We start from the raw sequence: 15,843 nt of genomic DNA on the forward strand, positions 1-15,843 counted from the left end.
AAGAGGCGAAGGCAAAGCGCAGGTGAGCGACTCATAGACTGGTCGCGTGACCGCCCGTCTGCGCCCCGAACTGGCCGATCTGCCCGCGTACGCCCCGGGCAAGACGGTGCCCGGCGCAATCAAGATCGCCAGCAACGAGACGGTCCATGGCCCGCTGCCCAGCGTGCGGGAAGCCATCGATAAGGCCATCGACAACATCAACCGGTATCCAGACAACGGGTACCTAGAACTCCGTGAGCACTTGGCCAAGCACGTCGACTTCGCGCCCGAACACATCTCCGTCGGTTGCGGCTCCGTCAGCCTGTGCCAGCAGCTGATCCAGATCACCTCGACCGTCGGCGACGAGGTGCTCTACGGCTGGCGCAGCTTCGAGATCTACCCATTGCAGGTGCGCACTGCGGGCGCCACGCCGGTCCAGGTGCCACTGACCGACTACACATTCGACCTCGACGCGATGCTCGCTGCGATCACTGACCGCACCCGGCTCATCTTCGTGTGCAACCCGAACAACCCCACCAGCACCGTCGTCGACCCCGATGCACTTGTCCGCTTCGTCGAGGCCGTGCCACCGCACATCCTGATCGCGCTCGACGAGGCCTACGTGGAGTACATCCGCGACGACATGCTGCCCGACAGCTTCGGGCTGGTCCGCAAGCACAGCAATGTCGTTGTGCTGCGCACATTTTCGAAGGCCTACGGGCTGGCCGGCCTTCGCATCGGCTACGCCGTCGGCGACCCGGACATCATCACCGCGCTCGGCAAGGTGTACGTCCCGTTCACCGCGACGAGCATCTCGCAGGCCGCGGCCATCGCGTCGCTTGACGCCGCCGACGAGTTGCTTGCCCGCACCGACGCAGTCGTCGCCGAACGCGCGCGGGTCACGGCGGCTCTGCGCGACGCCGGCTACACCGTGCCACCGTCACAGGCGAACTTCGTCTGGCTGCCGCTGCCGGGACGCGCCCAGGAATACGCTCAGGCCTCGGCGAACAGCCGCATCATCGTGCGGCCCTACGGCCAGGACGGCGTGCGGGTTACTGTCGCCGCACCCGAGGAGAACGACGCCTTCATCGCGTTCGCCCAACGCTGGATCGGAGAGCAATGACCGAAGCACGCAAGAAGTTCGCCGAACTGAGGGAGCGGACCGAAGACGTCCACGACGCTGTCCTCGACGACTTCTGGGCGACGCTGAAGCCCGCCACGATCGGCTTCATGCTCGGCGAATGGGCCGGCGGTGAGTTCGTCACCGGCCACTTCATGAACGGTGGGCTTGCCAAAGCGAAGTGGTTCGGCAAGACGTTTGTCTCCGCGGCAGACGTCAAACCGCTGGTGTGCCTCGACGACGACGGCAACAAATTCTCCAATGTCGCGATGGGCAAGGGCGAGGCCAGCCTGTGGATGGAGGAGTTCCGCAGCGAGGTGACCGCGACGATGGTCTACGACGGCCAGCCGATCCACGACCACTTCAAGGTCATCGACGACAATGCCGCCATGGGCATCATGAACGGCAAGAAGGTCCTCGACAACGGCCGTTACTTTTACTTCTACCTCGAACGCGTCTAGACCGGCGTCCGGCCGGTGTAAGCGATCAGCCGCTCCAGCGCGCGCGCATCGGCCGCCACCTCGACCGGGTCGTCGAACCCGGCGGTGGTGCGGCCCTGCGGCGTGATGATGTTGTGCGCCAGGCCAAGCACGAAGTCGGACAACGAGTCTGGTGCCGTCACTTCGCGACCGGTCGCCGCAGCGTAATCCCATGCGTGGACCAGGAATTCGAGCGACAGGATGCCCGCCATCATTTTGGCGGGTGCCTCACCCCCTCCGAACGACACCGTGCCATCCAGTCCACGACGATGCCAGGCGTCCAGAGCGGGGCGAGCCGCGAGCACGACTTGCCGCTCCACGGAATCGCTGCGGTCCCGCTCTGGAAACTCCGCGCCCGCGACACCGCCGATCGCGGTGATCGAGTTCATCAGGTGATCGGTCAACTTCGCGACGTCGAACTCTTTGCACGGCGTCTGTTTGGATTCATCGTCTTTCGCGATGCCGTGCAGCACTTGCTGCAGCACGCCGAACGTCGCTTCGGCACTCTTGAGTTCGTCAGTGGGCGGTGAATCCGGCCCAGGGCGCAAGTCGTCGGGCATGCGTCCCACGCTACGTCGAGGTTGCGCATATCGTTCACGAGATGAAGACGTATGTGCGGGTGACGGCCGCCGCGCTGATCCTGGCCGGCATCGCCACCGGCTGCCAGCGCACCACCGAAGGCACCGTCGCGATGACGACTGAACCCGGTCCGCCGCTGACATCGACCCCACGAACCACGACGTCGTCACCTGGGCTGCCCGGATTTCCTGGCATCCCGCTTCCCGACATCGAGATACCTGGCTTGCCGAACACGGACCTGCCGGAAGTTCCTGCGCCGCCGAACGCCACAACCATGACGTGCGGGGAGTACAACGACCTCGACGAGGCCACCAAGCTCGCGGTGATCCGCGCGATCCTTGCTGGGGAAACCAATCCGACGGGCCCAGAGGACGAGATGATCGCGCTGGTCATAGCGACTGCGATGTGCCAGTTCACGCCCGACGCCGTCGTGAACGAGGTGGTGCTCGGCGGGATGCCGCCGTAAGTCGCTAGCCTTCAGGCCATGGGCGATGCGTATGAATCCGTCACCGTCGACGTCGAGGACCGCGTCGCACGGGTGACGCTGGTCGGTCCCGGCAAGGGCAACGCGATGGGACCCGCGTTCTGGGCTGAGCTGCCAGAGGTGTTCGCCAAGCTCGACGCCGACCGCGAGGTGCGCGCGATCGTGCTCACCGGATCGGGCAAAAACTTCAGCTACGGCCTTGACCTGCCCGCCATGGGCGGGTCGCTCGCCGGGGTGATGTCCGACAGCGGGTCAGCCCGCCCGCGCGCCGACTTTCACCAGACCATTCTGCGCATGCAGGGCGCGATCAACGCGGTCGCCGACTGCCGCACACCGACCGTCGCCTCGGTACACGGCTGGTGCATCGGCGGTGGCGTGGACCTGATCTCCGCCGTCGACATCCGCTACGCCAGCGCTGACGCGAAGTTCTCCGTGCGCGAGGTGAAGCTGGCGATGGTGGCCGACGTCGGCAGCCTGGCCCGGCTGCCGCTGATCCTGAACGACGGCCACCTGCGCGAATTGGCGTTGACGGGCAAGGACATCGACGCCGCGCGCGCCGAGAAGATCGGCCTTGTCAACGATGTCTACGACGACGCAGAGGCGTCGCTGGCCGCCGCGCACCAGACCGCCGCCGAGATCGCCGCCAACCCCCCGCTGACGGTCAGCGGCGTCAAGGACGTCCTGGATCAGCAGCGCATCGCCCGCGTCTCGGAGAGCCTGCGTTACGTGGCGGCATGGAACGCTGCGATGCTGCCGTCGAAGGACCTGACCGAGGGCATCACCGCGACGTTCGAGAAGCGGCCGCCGAACTTCACCGGCGAATAGGCGTCCAGCCGAGCTCGGCCTTGGCCTTGGCATTCGACAACGGCAGCCAGGTGCTGCCGAACGCGACCGCCGCATAGGGCGCCACCAAGGCGAACAGCCGCTGCGGCATGGGCAGCGGCGGCGGCCGGTGCAGGCTCGCCGACAGCTCGCGAATGTAGTCGCCGAACGATTGTGGCCGGTCGTCGACGATGTTGTAGATCTGGCCGCCTCGGCCTTTCTCCACCGCGTCGGCCGTGGCCTTCGCGACATCGTCGATGTGTACCCACGACACGATTCCGTTGCCGGTGATGGCCGGCATCATCCACCACTTCGTCATCCGGGTGAACAGCTCGGTGTGCGGCACACCCGGACCGTAGAAGACGCCGTAGCGCAACACAATTCCCTCGGTGCCACTGTGTTCTCCGGACGACAGCACGTTCTTCTCCATCCCGCGCAGCGCCCCCAGGACCTCCTCGCCACCGGGGAACGGCGGCCCGGGATATGGGTCGGTCTCGTCCATCAATGCCGGGCCTGTCGAGCCGTAGCCGTAGGCGAAGAGCACCGATTCCGCGACCACGCGTCGCACACCGGCGCGCTGTGCAGCGGCCACCAGATTGCCGGCGCCTTGGCTCCACAACTTCTTCGCGGGCTCAAAATCCTTGGCCCGCTTCGGTCCCCATTTCGGCAACGTGGTCAGCAGGCTCACCACCACGTCCGGCTCGATGTCGGCCACCACCTTGTCGATCTGCGCGGCGTCAAAGACATTCGCCACCACCGGCTTGGCGCCCTCCTGCTCGATCTGAGGCGTCTTGCCCGGCTGACTCGTCAACCCGACGACGTCATGACCGCGGACATTCAATTCCCTCAGCAGCGGAATTCCCGGCACGCTCGTCGCGCCGGCCACCAAGATTCGCATTGCCTAACTCCCTTCCTTTCCCGCATTGGCGCTGACGCGCAACGCGATTGCGAGCAGTGCGGTTGTCACCACCAGACCCGCGGCCTCGAGCCATCCGATCCAATCGCCCGCGCCGTGATGCGGATCGATGAGGTGGCTGAGCGCGTGCAGGCCCCAATGCAGGGTCGCGAACGCCAGCGCGGGCACTCGCCACGACGGCCACTTCACCGCGGTCAGCATCATCAAGCCGAGCGGCAACTCGAACGTGGCGTTGTCGAAGATGTAGTGGTCGTTGCGCACACCGAAGTTGCCGAGGGTATCGAAGAACGCTCCTGGCGCCAGCATCATGAACAGCCCGATGGACACCGAGTACACCCCGAACACGACCAGGGCCACCTCGACGAATCGGGACCTTGTGCGGATAGGTGTGGTTGTCATACCGTCACGCTAGTTCGTTAATGGCCTCAAGTTAGGCACCACTTTCATGACAATTTCGGGTACCACTTCTGGTCCGGAGCTACTCGTCGAGCTGGACCGCACCCAGCCGGAACCACTGCACCGCCAGCTCGCCAACGGGCTGCGCGACGCGATTCGGAACGGCCGGCTCACACCGCAGACCCGGCTGCCGTCGACCCGGGTGCTGGCGGCAGATCTCGGGGTATCCCGCCGGCTTGTGGTCGACGCGTACAGCCAGCTGACCGCGGAGGGATTTCTGCTCAGCACGCATGGTTCGGGAACCCGGGTCGCGACCGTCGATGCGGTCAGTGCACCGGAGACTGCCACTGCGGAACCTGCAGGGCGATACGACGTCGACTTCTCTCCCGGCTCACCGGATTTGAGCAGCTTCCCACGCCACGCGTGGCTTCGCGCGCTGCGGCAGGGATTGGCCGAGGTCGAATCGGATGCGTTCGGCTACGTTGCACCACAAGGACTTCCGAGTGCACGCGTTGCCGTGGCGGACTACCTTAGGCGCACCCGCGGAGTGCTCGCCGACCCGCAGAACATCGTGCTGTGCTCCGGTGCGACGCAGGCCGTCGCCGTGCTCGCCCAGGTGCTGCGCACCAGCGTGACATCGCTCGCGATGGAGGACCCCGGGTTCTGGTTGCATCGGATGGTGCTGCGGCACAATGGCATCGAACCACTGGCCGTGCCGATCGACGATGACGGTCTAGATGTCGACGCGTTGGCCGCAAGCGGCGCGGGGGCGGTGCTGTCCACCCCGGCCCACCAATCGCCGACGGGCGTGGTGCTTTCGGCGAACCGCCGTACTGCGCTCGTCGAGTGGGCGCGTGACGACAACCTAGTCATCGAGGACGACTACGACGCCGAGTACCGCTACGACCGCGCGCCGGTCGGTGCGCTGCAGGGCATCGCGCCGGATCGGGTGATCTACGTCGGCTCGACGAGTAAGACACTGGCGCCGGGTCTTCGCATCGGCTGGATGGTGCTGCCGCCGCCGCTCGTCGCCGCGGTGACGACGGCCAAGGGCCTTGCAGATACCGGAAGCTCCGTGATGGACCAACTCGCGTTCGCGCAACTGCTGACCGCGGGCGCCTACGACCGGCATTTACGCCAGATGCGCCGCCGCTACCTGGCCCGCCGAAATGCCTTGCTGCACGCACTGTCTCGATATCTGCCGCAGGCCAAGGTGCTCGGTGCGGCGGCGGGCGTGCACCTCACCGTGCGATTCCCCGACGATTATCCGATTGCGGACGTGGTGCGCCTGGCTGCCAAGAAGCGGGTTCGGGTGGAGCCGCTCGCACCCTGCTACGCCGACCCGGCCACGGCGCCGCCGGGGTTGATGCTCGGCTACGCCAACCTCGCGGAGTCACAGATTGTGACGGGTGTCCAGCTGCTGGCTCAGGTCGGGCGGCCTAGTGGGGCAGCCGGCGGTTGATCAGTAGCGCCGCGAACGCGGCCAGCGCCAGCACCAGCGCGCCGAGCCTCAGCCAGCCCACGCTGGCGTCACCCTTGATGGTCTCGTAGCCGATCTGCTCTTGCAGGTTGGTGAAGACATCCTTGAGCTGCTCGAGGCTTTCGGCGGTGTAGGCCTCCCCGCCGGAGAGGTTGGCGATCTTCTTGAGGCCCTCCGTGTCGACTGGCACCGGCACCGGCTGACCGTCCTCCATGTCGACGGTGCCGTCCGGTGTGCCGAACGCCACGGTCGAGATCGGCACGCCCTGGTCGTTGGCGGTGCGGGCCGCGGTGAAGGCGCCTTTGGGGTTGTCCGGGTTGCTCGGCACCGTTTCCTTGCCGTCGGACATGAGCACGATGTGCGCCGGTGGCGGTTCGTCGCCGCCGCCGATCACGGCGCCGACGGTGGAGATGGCCTGCAGCGCCGAGAAGATGGCCTCGCCCGTCGCGGTGCGGTCGGCCAGTTGCAGTTTGTCGATCGCGTTCATCGACGCATCGCGGTTGGTGGTCGGCGATACGAGCACGTTGGCGGTGCCCGCATAGGCGATCAACCCGAGGTTGATGCCCGGCGTGAGCTGGCCGACGAATTGCTTGGCGGCGTCCTGCGCGGCGGCCAGCCGGCTGGGCGAGACGTCGGTGGCCTCCATCGAGTTCGACACATCGATCACCAGCATGACGACGGCGCGATTGCGCGGAATCCGGACATCGTCGGTGGGCCCTGCCATCGCGATCGTGAATAGCACCAGCGAGGTCGCCAGCAGGATTGCAGGCAGGTGGCGCCAGCGACTCGGCCTCTCTGGGGACACGCTCTCCAGCAGCTCCATGTTGGCGAACCGCAGCATGCGCCTGCGCCTGGCCATTTGCACGGCGATGTAGAGCCCGACCAGCCCCAACACGGCGAAGAGGAACAGGAAGTACCAGGCGTGTTCGAACCCCGTAAGCGTCATCGGGCCGAGCAACGGCAAAGTCATGTGCGCCTTGTCATCTCCAGTTGCGGCGCGGGGCCCGTGTTGGCCCACGCGAGATCGACACTGGCGGTGGCGGAGGGATTTGAACCCCCGGACGGTTTTAGCCGTCTCTCGCTTTCAAGGCGAGTGCATTAGGCCGCTCTGCCACGCCACCGTCGACAAGCGTACGGGAGCGATCTGGGGGCACTCCCCTCGCAAGCTGGGGCCCCACCCGCTTGTGGGGGACGGTTGCGCGAAAAGCCGAGTGCTACACCCGGCCGAGCTTCGCCGGTGGTGTACCGGTCTTCAGTGCGACGCTGATTCGCCGGCAGTTCTCTCCCATCGCAGCGATCTGCGGGCGCGACAATCTGCCGAGGAAGTGAGCCCGTACTCCCCGTCCGTACGTCACCATCGCCTCACGAACGGCCGTCCTGCCGTCGTCGGTGATGATCGCGAGTACGCCGCGGCCGTCGTCGGGGCTGGCGCCACGGCGCACCATGCCCTGCATTTCCAACCGGCGGATCTGCCGAGTGACCCGGCTCGGCAGCGACATCAGACCCTCGGCGAGATCCCCCATGCGCGCCGATCCGGTCGTGGACTTGTCGAGCATGTCGAGCAGCCGCACATCGTTCAGGGTCAAGTGATGTGCGTCTACCAGCGACCGGTTCAAGGTCGCATACATACGCAACGCCGAGTCGAGGAAGTTTTGCCACGACCTCTGTTCAGCGATGTCTAGCCCAGGCATATCGCTAGCGGTACGCCCGGCAATCATCCCCTCCATTTCGCAATGGTAAATCTCACGAGCATTGCTGGGGCGGGAATGACCAGACAGTTTTTGCAGGATAGTAGGGTTAATCAGATGCGCGCGATCGTGGCCGGATCTGAATTTCAGCTCGAATGGCAGGATGTTTCCGACATCTCCCCTGGCGACGGCGAGGTGCTCATCAAGGTCAGCGCCGCGGGGGTCAATCGCGCCGATCTACTCCAGGCGGCCGGTAAGTACCCACCGCCGCCCGGCGCGAGCGAAACCCTCGGCCTCGAGGTGTCCGGAACCATCGCAGCGATCGGCAGCGGCGTCACCCAATGGTCCGTCGGGCAACGTGCGTGTGCTTTGCTGGCGGGCGGGGGTTATGCGGAGTTCGTCGCCGTCCCCGCCGGGCAGGTGATGCCGATACCCGACTCGGTAGGCCTTCACGAGGCCGCCGGATTGCCCGAGGTGGCGTGCACCGTGTGGTCGAACCTGGTGATGACCGCACAGCTGGCGGCAGGCCACTTTGTGCTGATCCACGGCGGGGCCAGTGGCATCGGCACACACGCCATCCAGGTGGCGCGCGCTCTCGACTGCCGGGTCGCGGTGACGGCGGGGTCGAAGAACAAGCTGGATTTATGCGCCGAACTGGGCGCCGAGGTCACCATCGGCTATCGCGACGAGGACTTTGTCGAGCGGGTGCGCAGCGAATCCGGGGGCGCGGGCGCCGACGTGATCCTCGACATCATGGGGGCGGCATATCTCGACCGCAACGTCGACGCGCTCGCCACAGGCGGCCGGCTGGTTGTCATCGGCATGCAGGGTGGCGTCAAGGCCGAGCTGAACCTTGGCAAGCTCGTGGCCAAACGCGCAGGCGTCATCGGAACGACGCTTCGCGCCCGTCCGGTCAAAGGTCCAGGAAGCAAGAGCGAGATTGTCTCCGAAGTGGTTGCCAACGTCTGGCCGATGATCGCCGACGGTCGGGTGCGGCCGATCATCGGTGCTGAGTTTCCGATCGAGAAGGCCCGTGCCGCGCACGAACTGCTGTCCTCGGGTGAGGTATCGGGGAAAGTGCTTCTGCGCGTGTCGGATTAGCCCAGCGACGCCAGCGCACGGACGAGTTGATCGACTTCTGCCGTCGTCGTGTAGTGCGCCAGTCCCACCGTCACGGCGCCGCCAATGTCGTTGACGCCGATGACATCAAGCACGCGCGAGCTGGCATTCGAAATTGCCAGTATCCCGTTGTCGGCCAACCGCTGAACCACCCGTTCGGCAGGCACATCGCTGACCGCGAAACTCAGCACCGGGATTCGCGCCTCCGGCCTGCCGATCACCATCACCGCCGACAGCGATCGCAGCGAGATCAGCAGGTAGTCGAACAGCCGACTCATATACGATGACGCCGATTGCATTGAGATGGAAAGTCTTTCGCGACGCGACCCGCTCGCCGACTCGTCAAGTGAAGCCAAGTATTCGATGCTGGCGACCACACCGGCAAGCAAGCCGAACTGGTGTGTGCCGATCTCCAGCCGCGCCGGCCCGGTGGCGTACGGGTTCAGCGACACCGAACTGAACGAATCGATCAGCGACGGATCGCGGAAGATCAGCGCGCCGATGGGCGGGCCGCCCCACGCGGTCGCATTCACCGCGACGACGTCCGCGTCGATCTCGTCGACGTCGATCAGCCGATACGGTGCGGCGGCAGAATGGTCGACGACCACCAGTCCGCCGATCTCGTGCACCAGCTTGGTCACCGCCCGCAAATCCGAGACCGTACCCAAAGTCGATGACGCCGATGTGATTGCGACCAGCCGCGTGGGCCGGGTGATCAGGCCCTCCCACTGCCAGGTCGGCAGTTCACCGGTCTCGATGTCGACCTCGGCCCACTTCACCTTGGCCCCATAGCGATTCGCGGCGCGCAACCACGGCGCGATGTTTGCCTCGTCGTCGAGGCGGGTCACCACCACCTCGTAGCCGAGCCCGACCCGCGACGACGACGCGTCGGCCAGCGACGTCAGCAGGACCGCGCGATCAGCTCCGAGGACCACTCCCCTCGGATCGGCACCGACCAGATCGGCCACGGCCTGGCGGGCGGCTTCCAGCACGGCGGCGCTGCGCTGCGCCGAAGGATGCGGTCCGGTCGGGGTGGGCATCGATCCCCGGAAGGCAGTGGATACGGCCCTGGCCACGGAATCGGGCAGCAGCATGCCGTTCTGCGCGTCGAAGTGCACCCAACCATCGCCCAAAGACGGGTGCAGACCGCGCACCCGGGCGACGTCGTATGCCATGCCAGCCCACCTTAGAGCGTCAGTGAATTGCACAAACCGACACGATTGTCCGATGCCCGACGGCGCCTTTCGACGCCCATGCCGTGGTCGGACCGGGTCACCTGGGCAGCCATACTAGTCCAGTGAGCTTCGGGTTCGGAGTGCTAATGGCACTGATGTTGCTAGTGATCCCCGGAGCAATCGTCGCTCGCGTCGGCAGGCTAACCTGGCCGACCGCGTTCGCAGTGGGGCCGGCCCTGACCTACGGCATCGTCGCACTGGCCATTCTGCCGTTCGGCGCACTCGGCTTCCCGTGGAATGCGTGGACCGCATTGTTAGCGACGGCCCTCGTTGCGGCTGCCGTTCTCGGTTTGCGGACCGTGCTGAGCAGGTTCCGGGACACCGACGCCGAGACGCTCGCCGCATCGCGAGGACCCGCGCTTGTAGTCGCCGCCGGGGTGGTCCTCGGCGCCGCGCTGATCGGGTTGGCTGCAGTTCGCGGGCTGCCACAATGGCAATCAATCCCGAGCAACTGGGACGCCGTCTGGCACGCCAACACCATCCGCTTCATCATCGACACCGGCCAGGCGTCGCCGACCCACATGGGCGAACTGCGCAACGTCGAAACCAACGAGGCCCTGTACTACCCGTCGGCGTTCCACGCCCTGGCGGCGGTGTTGAGTCAACTCACCGGCGCCGCACCGACCACCGCGTACACCCTCAGCTCGGTGACAGCGGCGATCTGGCTCTTTCCCGTCAGCGCCGCGACCTTGACATGGCAGTTGCTGCGCACCCGAATCGACCAGTGGCGCACCGCAGGCGCGGCGGCCACCGCGGCCGCGCTGTCGGCGTCGTTCACCGCGATTCCGTACGTCGAATTCGACACCGCGTCGATGCCGAACCTCGCCGCCTACGGCATGGCGGCGCCGACCATGGTGCTGATCGCGTCCGCGCTGCGGCACCGCGACCGCATCCCGCTGGCGGTGCTGGCGCTGCTCGGGGTGTTCTCCGTGCACATCACCGGCGGCGTCGTGGTGGTGCTGTTGGTCGCGGGGTGGTGGGTTTTCGAAGCACTGTTGCGTCCGGTGCGTGGCCGAGTCGCCGACTTCGTCACTTTGCTGCTGATCGCGTGTTTCAGTGTGGTGCTGCTGCTTCCGCAGTTCGTCGGCGTGCTGCGGCAGGCCGAGATCATCGTCGGGCATGCGTTCGTCACCCATGAAGGCCGCAAGCGCGGACTGATCGACGCGGTCGTGCAGCACACCCGTCACCTCAACGACTTCCCGATCCAATGGCCACTGATCCTGCTGGCCGCCGTCGGCGCCGTCATCCTAGTGATCCGGCGGGTCTGGTGGCCGCTGGCGGTGTGGCTGCTGCTTGTGGTGTCGATCGTGCATTCCTCGGCGACGTTCGGCGGACCGCTCGGCCGCCTGGTGGGCATGTTCAGCGACCTGTTCTACAGCGATCCGCGCCGGCTGTCGGCGGTGGTGGCGATGCTGCTCACCGTCGCCGCGGGCATCGCCATCTACACGCTCGCGGCGCTCGTCGTGCGACGGCCCGGCGTGGCCGCGGTCGTGGCCGTCGCCGTCAGTCTGGCCATCGGCGTCGCGTACGTGCCGCGGCACCAGTTCCTGTTCGGCGAGAAGTACGACTCGGTGATCGTCAACGACAAGGACCTGGAGGCCTTCGCTCACCTGGCCACGCTGCCGGGCGCGCGCGACACCCTGATCGGCGACGCCAACACCGACGGCACGGCCTGGATGTACGCGGTCGCGGGACTGCACCCGCTGTGGACCCACTACGACTACCCCGTCCAGCAGGGACCGGGTTATCACCGGTTCATCTTCTGGGCCTACGCCGACGAGGCCGACACCGATAAGCGGGTCGCCGAGGCGGTCAAGGCGCTCAACATCCGGTACGTGGTGACCAGCACGCCGGTGGTCCGCGGGTTCGTCATGCCCGACGGGCTAGTGTCGCTAGATACGTCACGGTCGTGGGAGAAGATCTACGACAACGGCGAGGCCCGCATCTACGAATGGCGCGGGGTCTCGTGAGGAAAGGAATGCGGGGCACTCTAGAGGCATGACGACCAACACCGACGACGACAACATCGAAATCATTGGCGGCGACACCCGTGCCGAGGAGGATGCCGACGGCAAGTCGCTGACCGATCTCGTCGAGCAGCCGGCCAAGGTGATGCGGATCGGCACCATGATCAAGCAGCTGCTTGAAGAGGTGCGGGCGGCACCGCTCGACGACGCCAGCCGCAACCGGCTGCGGGACATTCACCGCACCAGCATCACTGAGCTCGAAGAGGGTCTGGCGCCCGAGCTGCGTGACGAACTCGAGCGGCTCACACTGCCGTTCACCGACGACTCCGTTCCGTCGGACGCCGAGCTGCGCATCGCACAGGCCCAGCTGGTCGGCTGGCTGGAGGGGTTGTTCCACGGCATCCAGACCGCGCTGTTCGCCCAGCAGATGGCTGCCCGCCAGCAGCTCGAGCAGATGCGCGGACAAGGCGCACTCCCACCGGGTGTCGGCGCCCATCGCGGAGGACCCGGGACCGGGCAGTACCTGTAATTTTTGAGGAACTGTGACCCCCCCTTCTCACCCGCATATCGAGACGCGCGACGCGTGGGTGGAATTTCCCATCTTCGACGCCAAGGCTCGCTCGTTGAAGAAGGCGTTTCTCGGCAAGGCCGGCGGCGCGATCGGGCGCAACGCGTCCAACGTCGTGGTCATCGAGGCGCTGCGGGACGTCACGCTGTCCCTCGAACTCGGCGACCGGGTGGGTCTGGTCGGGCATAACGGCGCAGGCAAGTCCACGCTGCTGCGGCTGCTGTCGGGGATCTACGAGCCCACCCGCGGCGTCGCGAGCGTGACCGGCCGGGTGGCGCCGGTCTTCGATCTCGGCGTCGGGATGGACCCCGAGATCTCCGGCTTCGAGAACATCATCATCCGCGGGTTGTTCCTCGGCCAGACGCGCAAGCAGATGCTGGCCAAGGTCGACGAGATCGCCGATTTCACCGAGCTCGGCGATTACTTGTCGATGCCGCTGCGCACGTACTCCACCGGCATGCGGGTGCGGCTGGCGATGGGCGTGGTCACCAGCATCGACCCGGAGATCCTGTTACTCGACGAGGGCATCGGAGCCGTCGACGCGGACTTCCTGAAGAAGGCGCAGACGCGGCTGCAGAGCCTCGTCGAGCGGTCGGGGATCCTGGTGTTCGCCAGCCACTCCAACGAATTCTTGGCCCGGCTGTGCAAGACCGCGATGTGGATCGACCACGGCACGATCAAGATGACCGGCGGCATCGAGGATGTGGTCCGCGCGTACGAGGGAGACGACGCGGCCCGCCATGTACGCGAGGTCCTCGAGGAGCACCGAGCCGACTGGCCTGCAACGGTTGCCGATGACTGAGACGGTCTACGCCGTCGTGGTCACGCACCGGCGTCCCGACGAACTCGCGAAATCGCTGGACGCGCTGTCGTCCCAGGCTCGCACGCCCGATCACCTTGTGGTCGTGGACAACGACAACGATCCCCGCGTTCGGGATCTGGTGGATGGCCAACCAGTCCAGTCCACATATCTGGGGTCGCGCCGAAACCTCGGTGGCGCAGGCGGTTTCGCGCTGGGCATGCTGCATGCGCTGGCGCTGGGAGCCGATTGGGTGTGGTTGGCCGACGACGACGGGCGACCTGCCGACCCGGATGTGCTGGCGACACTGCTGGCGTGCGCGGAGAAACACTCGTTGGCCGAAGTGTCGCCGATGGTGTGCGACATGGATGATCCGTCACGGCTGGCGTTTCCGTTGCGCCGCGGGCTGGTCTGGCGACGGCGTGTCAATGAATTGCGCACGGGCACTGAGGATTTGCTGCCCGGGATCGCGTCGTTGTTCAACGGCGCGCTGTTTCGGGCGGCGACGCTTGAGGCGGTCGGCGTCCCGGATCTGCGGTTGTTCATGCGCGGCGACGAAACCGAGCTGCACCGTCGGCTGGTGCGAACGGGCCTACCGTTCGGCACGTGTCTGAACGCGGTGTACCTGCATCCGCAGGGCGGCGACGAGTTCAAGCCGATCCTCGGCGGGCGCATGCATACGCAGTATCCCGACAATGCGGCAAAGCGGTTCTTCACCTACCGCAACCGCGGATACCTGCAGTCGCAGCCGGGCATGCGCAAGCTGGTGTTCCAGGAGTGGATGCGGTTCGGCTGGTATTTCCTGATGTCGCGGCGCGACCCTCGCGGACTGATCGAATGGCTTCGGTTGCGGCGCATGGGTCGTAAGGAGAAATTCGGGAGGCCTGCACCGTGACGTTCACCGATGCCGCCGCGCGGTCGAGGACGATGGGCCGGGCATGGGGTGACATGGTCGCCGGGTTCGGCAAGCGCGAGCTGTGGCTGCACCTGGGCTGGCAGGACATCAAGCAGCGCTACCGACGCTCGGTGCTCGGGCCGTTCTGGATCACGATCGCGACGGGCGCGACGGCGGTCGCCATGGGCCTGCTGTACTCGAAGCTGTTCAAGCTGCCGCTCGAAGAGCATCTGCCCTACGTCACGCTCGGCCTGATCATCTGGAACCTGATCAACGCGGCGATCCTCGAGGGCGCCGACGTGTTCGTCGCCAATGAGGGCCTGATCAAACAACTTCCGACACCGTTGTCGGTGCACGTATACCGGCTGGTGTGGCGACAGATGATCCTCTTCGCGCACAACATCATCATCTTCGTGGTGATCGCGATCATCTATCCCAAGCCATGGAAGTGGACTGATCTCGCGGTGATCCCGGCGCTGGGGCTGATCGTGCTCAATTGTGTATGGGTCTCACTGTGTTTCGGCATCCTCGCGACCCGCTACCGCGATATCAGCCCGCTGTTGTTCAGCCTCGTGCAGCTGCTGTTCTTCATGACGCCGATCATCTGGAACGAGTCGACCCTGCAACAGCAGGGTGCGGGGTCGTACGCCAAGATCGTCGAACTCAACCCGCTGCTGCACTATCTCGACATCGTGCGGGCCCCGCTGCTGGGTGCCGACCAGGAGCTGCGGCACTGGGTGGTGGTGCTTTCGCTGACGGTGATCGGCTGGATCCTCGCGGCTTTCGCGATGCGGCAGTACCGCGCGCGTGTGCCGTATTGGGTTTAGGTCCGCGCTATCTCACGGCACTGACGGTGTGGGGAGCGACAGCCGCGTGAGCTCTCCGCAGCGGTGTGTAGTCCCCGACGTCTGAGCGAGGTAGCACCGCGCTCATGCCCGCCGGGCGCGACGATCACCGCGGGTCCTCGGGGTCGCATCCCTCGGCGGCGATGGCGGCGCGTTCGATGTCGTCCAAGCTGACGGTTCCCCGCGAGGATCATTCGCGCGACACTTCTCATATGGACGATCGTCTGCTAGATGTGTTCATGCGAGAGCTACGTAACCAGGGCGACGCGATGGGCTTTGCGGTCGATGATTACAACGGGGCGCTGAAGGATCTACAGGAGCAGGGTGTCGACCGGACGGCCACACTTTTAGCTCCTGCGGAACCTAACGGCTGTCCCCCGCCGTTATGCAGACATGAGCATCCCGCCATACGAGCCCCCGAAGTCCGCGCCGTCGCCAGGCGCCGGAACCACGCTGCTGTGTCCCAAGTGCG

The 15,843-nt window shown here is 65.9% G+C and carries 17 protein-coding genes and 1 tRNA gene; 11 read left to right on the top strand and 7 right to left on the bottom strand.

Features of this window, described 5'->3' with window-relative positions; translation table 11 throughout:
* Window positions 1-46: 46 nt before the first annotated feature.
* Together hisC and VFH65_RS26205 are read left to right on the top strand one after the other, a co-directional pair.
* A complete protein-coding gene (gene hisC / locus VFH65_RS26200) occupies window positions 47-1,102 on the top strand; it encodes a histidinol-phosphate transaminase (RefSeq protein WP_353325593.1) in 1,056 nt (351 codons plus the stop codon).
* The gene (locus VFH65_RS26205; RefSeq protein ID WP_353325595.1) at window positions 1,099-1,560 is read left to right on the top strand and encodes a DUF4334 domain-containing protein; all 462 of its coding nucleotides are present in this window, start codon (window positions 1,099-1,101) and stop codon (window positions 1,558-1,560) included. Before hisC ends, VFH65_RS26205 begins: the two co-directional genes overlap by 4 nt.
* Here VFH65_RS26205 and VFH65_RS26210 read toward each other — a convergent pair.
* Window positions 1,557-2,138, bottom strand: a complete 582-nt coding sequence (locus VFH65_RS26210; protein ID WP_353325597.1) for a TIGR03086 family metal-binding protein — start codon at window positions 2,136-2,138, stop codon at window positions 1,557-1,559. The genes VFH65_RS26205 and VFH65_RS26210 overlap by 4 nt on opposite strands.
* A gap of 41 nt (window positions 2,139-2,179) precedes the next feature.
* Between VFH65_RS26210 and VFH65_RS26215 the strand changes: the two genes are divergently transcribed.
* Both VFH65_RS26215 and VFH65_RS26220 read left to right on the top strand, forming a co-directional pair.
* Window positions 2,180-2,623, top strand: a complete 444-nt coding sequence (locus VFH65_RS26215; RefSeq protein WP_353325599.1) for a hypothetical protein — start codon at window positions 2,180-2,182, stop codon at window positions 2,621-2,623.
* A gap of 18 nt (window positions 2,624-2,641) precedes the next feature.
* Window positions 2,642-3,466 (top strand): crotonase/enoyl-CoA hydratase family protein, encoded by an 825-nt coding sequence (locus VFH65_RS26220; RefSeq protein ID WP_353325601.1) that lies wholly within the window; start codon window positions 2,642-2,644, stop codon window positions 3,464-3,466.
* On the opposite strand, the gene VFH65_RS26225 is transcribed toward VFH65_RS26220, so the two are convergent.
* Window positions 3,453-4,361: an NAD-dependent epimerase/dehydratase family protein gene (locus VFH65_RS26225; RefSeq protein WP_353325603.1), complete on the bottom strand. Its 909-nt coding sequence runs from the start codon at window positions 4,359-4,361 to the stop codon at window positions 3,453-3,455. The two genes, VFH65_RS26220 and VFH65_RS26225, sit on opposite strands and share 14 nt — an antisense overlap.
* A 3-nt stretch (window positions 4,362-4,364) precedes the next feature.
* Complete coding sequence (locus tag VFH65_RS26230; RefSeq protein ID WP_353325605.1) at window positions 4,365-4,778, bottom strand: hypothetical protein; 414 nt, start codon at window positions 4,776-4,778, stop codon at window positions 4,365-4,367.
* Window positions 4,779-4,824: 46 nt separating this feature from the next.
* On the opposite strand from VFH65_RS26230, the gene VFH65_RS26235 reads away from it, so the two are divergent.
* Entirely contained in the window at window positions 4,825-6,237 is a 1,413-nt protein-coding gene (locus VFH65_RS26235; protein WP_353325607.1) for a PLP-dependent aminotransferase family protein, read from the top strand.
* Here VFH65_RS26235 and VFH65_RS26240 read toward each other — a convergent pair.
* The 3 genes from VFH65_RS26240 to VFH65_RS26250 form a co-directional block, all read right to left on the bottom strand.
* On the bottom strand, window positions 6,215-7,225 hold the full coding sequence (locus tag VFH65_RS26240) for a VWA domain-containing protein (protein WP_353325609.1): 1,011 nt from the start codon (window positions 7,223-7,225) through the stop codon (window positions 6,215-6,217). The genes VFH65_RS26235 and VFH65_RS26240 overlap by 23 nt on opposite strands.
* Before the next feature lie 61 nt (window positions 7,226-7,286).
* Window positions 7,287-7,376: transfer RNA gene (locus tag VFH65_RS26245), tRNA-Ser, on the bottom strand.
* Between the two features lie 93 nt (window positions 7,377-7,469).
* A complete protein-coding gene (locus tag VFH65_RS26250) occupies window positions 7,470-7,982 on the bottom strand; it encodes a MarR family winged helix-turn-helix transcriptional regulator (protein WP_353325611.1) in 513 nt (170 codons plus the stop codon).
* Window positions 7,983-8,060: 78 nt separating this feature from the next.
* On the opposite strand from VFH65_RS26250, the gene VFH65_RS26255 reads away from it, so the two are divergent.
* A complete protein-coding gene (locus VFH65_RS26255) occupies window positions 8,061-9,044 on the top strand; it encodes an NAD(P)H-quinone oxidoreductase (RefSeq protein ID WP_353325613.1) in 984 nt (327 codons plus the stop codon).
* Here VFH65_RS26255 and VFH65_RS26260 read toward each other — a convergent pair.
* Window positions 9,041-10,237 (bottom strand): cysteine desulfurase-like protein, encoded by a 1,197-nt coding sequence (locus VFH65_RS26260; RefSeq protein WP_353325614.1) that lies wholly within the window; start codon window positions 10,235-10,237, stop codon window positions 9,041-9,043. The two genes, VFH65_RS26255 and VFH65_RS26260, sit on opposite strands and share 4 nt — an antisense overlap.
* 146 nt (window positions 10,238-10,383) lie before the next feature.
* On the opposite strand from VFH65_RS26260, the gene VFH65_RS26265 reads away from it, so the two are divergent.
* Genes VFH65_RS26265 through VFH65_RS26285 form a run of 5 tightly spaced genes read left to right on the top strand, consistent with a single transcriptional unit; the run spans window position 10,384 to window position 15,353 of the window.
* Window positions 10,384-12,267, top strand: coding sequence for a DUF6541 family protein (locus tag VFH65_RS26265; protein ID WP_414688513.1), 1,884 nt, complete (start codon window positions 10,384-10,386; stop codon window positions 12,265-12,267).
* A gap of 28 nt (window positions 12,268-12,295) precedes the next feature.
* Window positions 12,296-12,793, top strand: a complete 498-nt coding sequence (locus VFH65_RS26270) for a bacterial proteasome activator family protein (RefSeq protein WP_353325618.1) — start codon at window positions 12,296-12,298, stop codon at window positions 12,791-12,793.
* A gap of 13 nt (window positions 12,794-12,806) precedes the next feature.
* Entirely contained in the window at window positions 12,807-13,634 is an 828-nt protein-coding gene (locus VFH65_RS26275) for an ABC transporter ATP-binding protein (RefSeq protein WP_353325620.1), read from the top strand.
* On the top strand, window positions 13,627-14,526 hold the full coding sequence (locus tag VFH65_RS26280) for a glycosyltransferase family 2 protein (protein ID WP_353325622.1): 900 nt from the start codon (window positions 13,627-13,629) through the stop codon (window positions 14,524-14,526). The genes VFH65_RS26275 and VFH65_RS26280 overlap by 8 nt, the downstream gene beginning before the upstream one ends.
* Window positions 14,523-15,353, top strand: a complete 831-nt coding sequence (locus VFH65_RS26285) for an ABC transporter permease (RefSeq protein WP_353325624.1) — start codon at window positions 14,523-14,525, stop codon at window positions 15,351-15,353. The genes VFH65_RS26280 and VFH65_RS26285 overlap by 4 nt, the downstream gene beginning before the upstream one ends.
* The last annotated feature ends 490 nt before the right edge of the window (window positions 15,354-15,843 follow it).

The organism is Mycobacterium sp. (assembly GCF_035697385.1).
In the GTDB taxonomy this organism is placed as follows: Bacteria; Actinomycetota; Actinomycetes; order Mycobacteriales; family Mycobacteriaceae; genus Mycobacterium.

Excerpts from the sequence above, each read along its gene's own strand:
- VFH65_RS26210 (WP_353325597.1), bottom strand. The coding sequence starts at position 2,138 with ATGCCCGACGACTTGCGCCCTGGGCCGGATTCACCGCCCACTGACGAA.
- VFH65_RS26220 (WP_353325601.1), top strand. The coding sequence starts at position 2,642 with ATGGGCGATGCGTATGAATCCGTCACCGTCGACGTCGAGGACCGCGTC.
- VFH65_RS26265 (WP_414688513.1), top strand. The coding sequence starts at position 10,384 with ATGGCACTGATGTTGCTAGTGATCCCCGGAGCAATCGTCGCTCGCGTC.
- VFH65_RS26280 (WP_353325622.1), top strand. The coding sequence starts at position 13,627 with ATGACTGAGACGGTCTACGCCGTCGTGGTCACGCACCGGCGTCCCGAC.
- VFH65_RS26255 (WP_353325613.1), top strand. The coding sequence starts at position 8,061 with ATGCGCGCGATCGTGGCCGGATCTGAATTTCAGCTCGAATGGCAGGAT.
- VFH65_RS26205 (WP_353325595.1), top strand. The coding sequence starts at position 1,099 with ATGACCGAAGCACGCAAGAAGTTCGCCGAACTGAGGGAGCGGACCGAA.
- VFH65_RS26215 (WP_353325599.1), top strand. The coding sequence starts at position 2,180 with ATGAAGACGTATGTGCGGGTGACGGCCGCCGCGCTGATCCTGGCCGGC.
- VFH65_RS26250 (WP_353325611.1), bottom strand. The coding sequence starts at position 7,982 with ATGGAGGGGATGATTGCCGGGCGTACCGCTAGCGATATGCCTGGGCTA.
- VFH65_RS26225 (WP_353325603.1), bottom strand. The coding sequence starts at position 4,361 with ATGCGAATCTTGGTGGCCGGCGCGACGAGCGTGCCGGGAATTCCGCTG.
- VFH65_RS26230 (WP_353325605.1), bottom strand. The coding sequence starts at position 4,778 with ATGACAACCACACCTATCCGCACAAGGTCCCGATTCGTCGAGGTGGCC.
- VFH65_RS26235 (WP_353325607.1), top strand. The coding sequence starts at position 4,825 with ATGACAATTTCGGGTACCACTTCTGGTCCGGAGCTACTCGTCGAGCTG.
- VFH65_RS26260 (WP_353325614.1), bottom strand. The coding sequence starts at position 10,237 with ATGGCATACGACGTCGCCCGGGTGCGCGGTCTGCACCCGTCTTTGGGC.
- VFH65_RS26270 (WP_353325618.1), top strand. The coding sequence starts at position 12,296 with ATGACGACCAACACCGACGACGACAACATCGAAATCATTGGCGGCGAC.
- VFH65_RS26240 (WP_353325609.1), bottom strand. The coding sequence starts at position 7,225 with ATGACTTTGCCGTTGCTCGGCCCGATGACGCTTACGGGGTTCGAACAC.